The sequence below is a fragment of the Clostridium sp. genome (genome assembly GCF_016650095.1).
Taxonomy (GTDB): domain Bacteria; phylum Bacillota; class Clostridia; order Clostridiales; family Clostridiaceae; genus Clostridium_AD.
The window spans coordinates 1-4,929 of record NZ_JAENWL010000286.1 but is presented as its reverse complement, the minus strand read 5'-3'; the positions used below and the strand labels follow the sequence as shown (position 1 = coordinate 4,929).

Below are 4,929 nucleotides of genomic sequence, written 5' to 3'. Positions count from 1 at the left end.
TTGCTGTTAAATCAGCAGCATTTGTAGTAGGTAGAAAAAAACTAATATTTGATATAGAAATTAATGTAATTAATGAAATTATGATTTTTTTAATAATATTTTTTAAAATATTAATTCACTCCTTTTATGTCGGTTGCTATATATTGTGCATCAATTTAATTATAACATTATTACAATCAATTAAGTTTAGTTTGGTTGTTAGTTTAACAACTATTCATAATTGTTATCACCCCTAAAACGAAAAAGGCTTCAGTAGGAGTATAATTCTCCTTCTGAAGCCTTCAATATTACAGCTACGTAAATGATGATTTAAATAATGATGATAAAAATGATTTTAGCTAGTATAAATTATTATTTTTCACATGTCATATAAGCATACCAATGAACTCCATATTTGTACCCGTTCGATATATTAGCGCTTATTTTATTATGATGATTGGTATTAGAAGTCGAGTATACAGCACTCTTAGCTATAATTCCACTACTTGAGCTAACTTTATTATTTTCGATAGTTATATATTGAGGATCTGCTACCCCATTCCAGTCAAGTAATATTCCATTACCTTTTTCAGGTGTATTAATAGTATTTTGCTTATTTGTATTAGCTACAATATTAGCTGATACGGTGCAATTTGATGTTCCTGCTATTATTGCTATACCATTACTTTGCGCAGACAATACTTTATTTCCTGTAACGGTTGTTCCAGTTGTGGCAAACAGACATATTGCTCCTAAATTACCGATGCCGGATAATGATTCTTCTACTATATTGTTTTTAACAATGTTATTATTAGCCTGCCATACTTCTATTTGATTAAATCTGTTATTTTTAGAGGTATTTCCTATAATAGAATTTGCACTGCTTACCTTCTTGCTACCACCGTAAATTGTGATGCCTTCCTGTCCATTGCCTATACACTGATTATTGCTTGCTACAGAATTAGTCGTGCCTTTTCCAGTTGTTGAATTGTAACCAAATATTATACCTTGTCCACCACTGTTTTTCAAAATATTGTTTGTGACGGAGATGTTGCTTCCATTTAAACAATAAACATGCCCGCTTATTTGTTCATGGCTATAGCCTCCAAAAACTTTAGAGTTATCAAAATTATTGTTATCTATTGTAATATTAGAACTATCGTTATCAATTAAAATTCCATATTTTCGTATATCATAGAAATATGAATTTATAACTAAGGAATCACTTGAACCATAAAAATTAATTGCGGAATGACCAATGTTATTTGTGAATCTACAGTTTATTATTTTAATGTCGCTCTTTTGAAAAACACTTAAAGCTGTTGAGCAATTTTGAAATTCTATACCCTCAAAGCTGTTAACATTACCTGTGGAAAATAAAGTGTTTTTTTCGATACCTTTGATTATAACATCATTAGAAGCGACCAAGTTCAAATTATCTTTTAATTTAACAACGCTAGAAAATTTATATATACCTTTTGGTAATTTTATTATAGCACCACTCGGTTGCGAATCTATCATTTTTTGAAATGCGGCTGAGGTATCTGATAATCCTGTTATATCCAAACCATAAGTTTTAGAATCTATTATAGTTGGGCTATCAATTGAAGTGGATTGACTAGAAGAATTGACTGTTAGGTCAGCAGCGTTTGTTGTAGTTTGAAAGTAACTAGCATTTGATAAAGAAATTAATATTATGATTGCGGTTATACTTTTTTTAAAATTATTCTTTAACATATCAATTCACTCCTTTTATTCGGTGGCTAGGCTACCATACATAAGTAAGGTCCTTCAGCTTTGCGTCCTCACTTGTAAGTAAGAGCTCACTTGTAAGTAAGATCTTACTTGTAAGTAAGGTTGCTATTTTAGGTAAAAGTCATATTTATAATATTAGTGTTACCTCCTTAAAATGTATTTTTTATAAATGTGGTTGATTATTAATGTTATAATAAAAGAATGTGTAAATTACCTATTCCCATTATCGTTAGTAATCCACTATTCTTTAAATTTTCTTCAATTAATTATTAAAATGGGGTATAATTTATATAAAGAAACTATTAGAAAATTAATTCTGAGAGTTTTATTTTAATGATGTTTTACAAGGGATAATAAAGTTATCGCTTTAAAGACATAATAAGCTAAAGAGGAGAATGAATTATGAAGATATTAATTACAGGAGCTAATGGCCAACTAGGACGAGAATTAGCTATTCAATATAAAGAGAAGAAAGGCATTGAGTTAATACTTGCGGGTAAATCAGATTTAGATATATCAAACATTATGGAAGTATATAATTTTGTAAATAAAAACAAACCTGATGTGATTATCAATTGTGCTGCATTTACGGCTGTGGACAAGTGTGAGTTGCAAATAGAAATGGCATATAAGGTAAATACAATAGGCCCTAAAAACTTAGCCACAGCCGCAAATGTCATTGGAGCAGAAATTGTTCAAGTATCAACAGACTATGTTTTTGATGGTAATAATAATCAATCACTAACAGAGTTTGATCCAGTAAACCCACAAACTGTTTATGGAAAAACAAAGCTTGAGGGAGAAATATTAGTTAAGAATCATAATGCTAAGCATTATATAGTTAGAACTGCATGGCTTTACGGAGATGGAAATAATTTTGTAAAGACCATGATAAATTTAAGCAAAACAAATACAACATTAAAAGTAGTTAATGACCAAAAAGGAACACCTACAAGTACAGTTGATTTAGCTAGAGTTATAATAAAGCTCATAGAAGATAAAAACTATGGACTTTTTCATTGTACATGTAAAGGGGAATGCACATGGTATGAATTCACTAAAGAAATATTTAGACTTAAAGGTATAACTACAGAAGTTTTGCCTTGTAGCACCGATGAATTTCCAAGACCAGCAAAAAGACCTGAATATTCAGTACTTAGAAATTATATGATGGAGTTAACTACTGGAGATATAACTAGGACATGGCAGGAAGCAATCAATGAGTATTTAAAATAATATAATATAGGGTAGATCAAAAGAATTTAGATATTTTGAAAAACTCAAAAGAGGTGGATAAAATGAAAGTCTTAGGGAAATGGAAAAAGCCAATACTAATACTAAGTGATGCAGTGTTAATAAACTTATCATATATATTAGCTTTATATTTTAGATATAATTTTAGTAATTTTAAGTTTTATTCTAATAATTATAAGGAGATTGCGGTAATTGTAACGGTTATCTACATAGCTTGTTTTTATATATTTAAGCTTTATGAAAGCCTTTGGAACTATGCCAGTATAGATGAATTTATGTTGGCCATTGGTGCATGTCTTACTGCTAATATTGCTACTATTGCTTTTATTAGGATTGTTGGACATAGTTTTGCCTATGGAGTAAGTATTATAGCTTGTGCTTTTAGTATTATTTTTATAGTTGGGTTTAGAATGTCATTTAGAGTATACGGTAGGTTTGAAAGCATTGTAAATCGCGATGTTAGTAAAGGCGACCGAAAGAGAGTAATGATAGTTGGTGCTGGGGCAGCTGCAGCTCTAGTAATAAAAGAAATGAAAAGTAGTAGTCAAAGTAAATATATGCCTGTAGCTGTAGTTGATGATGAACCTTATAAAAAAGGTAAAAACATTATGGGAGTAAAGGTTCTTGGTAACAGAATAGACATACCTACTATAGCAAGGGAGAAAGCTATAGAAACTATACTTATAGCTATTCCAACTATAGAGGATGAAGATAAAAAACAAATTTTGAAAATATGTAAGAAAACAAATTGCAACATAGAGATAATTCCTGGTATGTATGAAATAATAAACGGCAAAGTTTCCTTAAATCAAATTAGGAAAGTAGATATTGAGGATTTACTTGGACGTAGCCCAGTTCAACTTGATATGAAAGGCATCGAGAGTTATATTCACAATAAAACTATATTAGTAACAGGGGGCGGAGGTTCTATTGGTTCTGAATTGTGTCGACAGATTTTAAAATTCGATCCTAAACAATTAATTATTTTCGATATATATGAAAATAATGCTTATGATTTACAAATGGAACTTAAGTATAAATACCCCAAACTAGATTTGAAAGTATTAATAGGATCTGTTAGAGATAAAGGTCGCCTCGATAGTATGTTCAAAAAGTACACACCTGATATTGTTTTTCATGCAGCGGCTCATAAACATGTACCCCTAATGGAAGACAGTCCCATGGAGGCTATAAAAAACAATGTGTTCGGAACATTTAATGTGGCAGATTGTGCACATAGATTTAATGTAGAAAGGTTCGTCATGATATCCACAGATAAAGCAGTAAACCCAACTAATGTTATGGGTGCCACCAAGAGAATGTGTGAAATGATTATACAATCTATAGACAAAATAAGTGAAACACACTTTGTAGCAGTGAGATTTGGTAATGTATTAGGAAGTAATGGGTCTGTTATACCGTTATTTAAAAAACAAATAGAGCGTGGTGGTCCAGTTACACTAACTAATAAATATATAACAAGGTTTTTTATGACCATACCAGAAGCAGCACAATTAGTACTTCAATCTGGTGCATATGCCGAAGGTGGAGAAATCTTTGTTTTAGATATGGGACAGCCTGTTAAAATATATGATTTAGCTTGGGATTTAATAAAGCTTTCAGGGTTCGTTCCTAATAATGATATTAAAATAGAGATTACAGGACTAAGGCCAGGCGAAAAGCTTTATGAAGAGCTACTAATGAGTGAAGAAGGACTTACTAATACTAAGCATGAAAAAATTTTTATTGGGAAACCGACATTTAGCGATTTAGGCGTGATGAAAGAGAAAATGAAGGAACTTAAGGAAATTATTGAAGAAGATGATGTTGAAGGATTAATTTGTAAGATTGGCGAGATTGTGCCTACTTATTGTAGGGAAATTGGCACTGGAGTAGATGAAGAGGTAGCAACGACAGTAATCAAGTAAGCAAGTAAGCAAG

Annotated in this window: 3 protein-coding genes and 1 riboswitch; of the genes, 2 read left to right on the top strand and 1 reads right to left on the bottom strand. The window is 31.0% G+C overall.

The window, feature by feature from the left end:
- Positions 1-351: 351 nt before the first annotated feature.
- Positions 352-1,716, bottom strand: a complete 1,365-nt coding sequence (locus JJE11_RS14570) for a right-handed parallel beta-helix repeat-containing protein (RefSeq protein ID WP_291636884.1) — start codon at positions 1,714-1,716, stop codon at positions 352-354.
- Positions 1,717-1,734: 18 nt separating this feature from the next.
- A riboswitch (cyclic di-GMP riboswitch) is annotated at positions 1,735-1,851 on the bottom strand.
- A 285-nt stretch (positions 1,852-2,136) separates the two neighbouring features.
- Here JJE11_RS14570 and rfbD point away from each other — a divergent pair.
- Entirely contained in the window at positions 2,137-2,970 is an 834-nt protein-coding gene (rfbD, locus tag JJE11_RS14565; RefSeq protein ID WP_291636882.1) for a dTDP-4-dehydrorhamnose reductase, read from the top strand.
- Positions 2,971-3,032: 62 nt separating this feature from the next.
- Entirely contained in the window at positions 3,033-4,916 is a 1,884-nt protein-coding gene (locus JJE11_RS14560) for a nucleoside-diphosphate sugar epimerase/dehydratase (RefSeq protein WP_291636880.1), read from the top strand.
- The last annotated feature ends 13 nt before the right edge of the window (positions 4,917-4,929 follow it).

Excerpts from the sequence above, each read along its gene's own strand:
- JJE11_RS14560 (WP_291636880.1), top strand. The coding sequence starts at position 3,033 with ATGAAAGTCTTAGGGAAATGGAAAAAGCCAATACTAATACTAAGTGAT.
- rfbD (WP_291636882.1), top strand. The coding sequence starts at position 2,137 with ATGAAGATATTAATTACAGGAGCTAATGGCCAACTAGGACGAGAATTA.
- JJE11_RS14570 (WP_291636884.1), bottom strand. The coding sequence starts at position 1,716 with ATGTTAAAGAATAATTTTAAAAAAAGTATAACCGCAATCATAATATTA.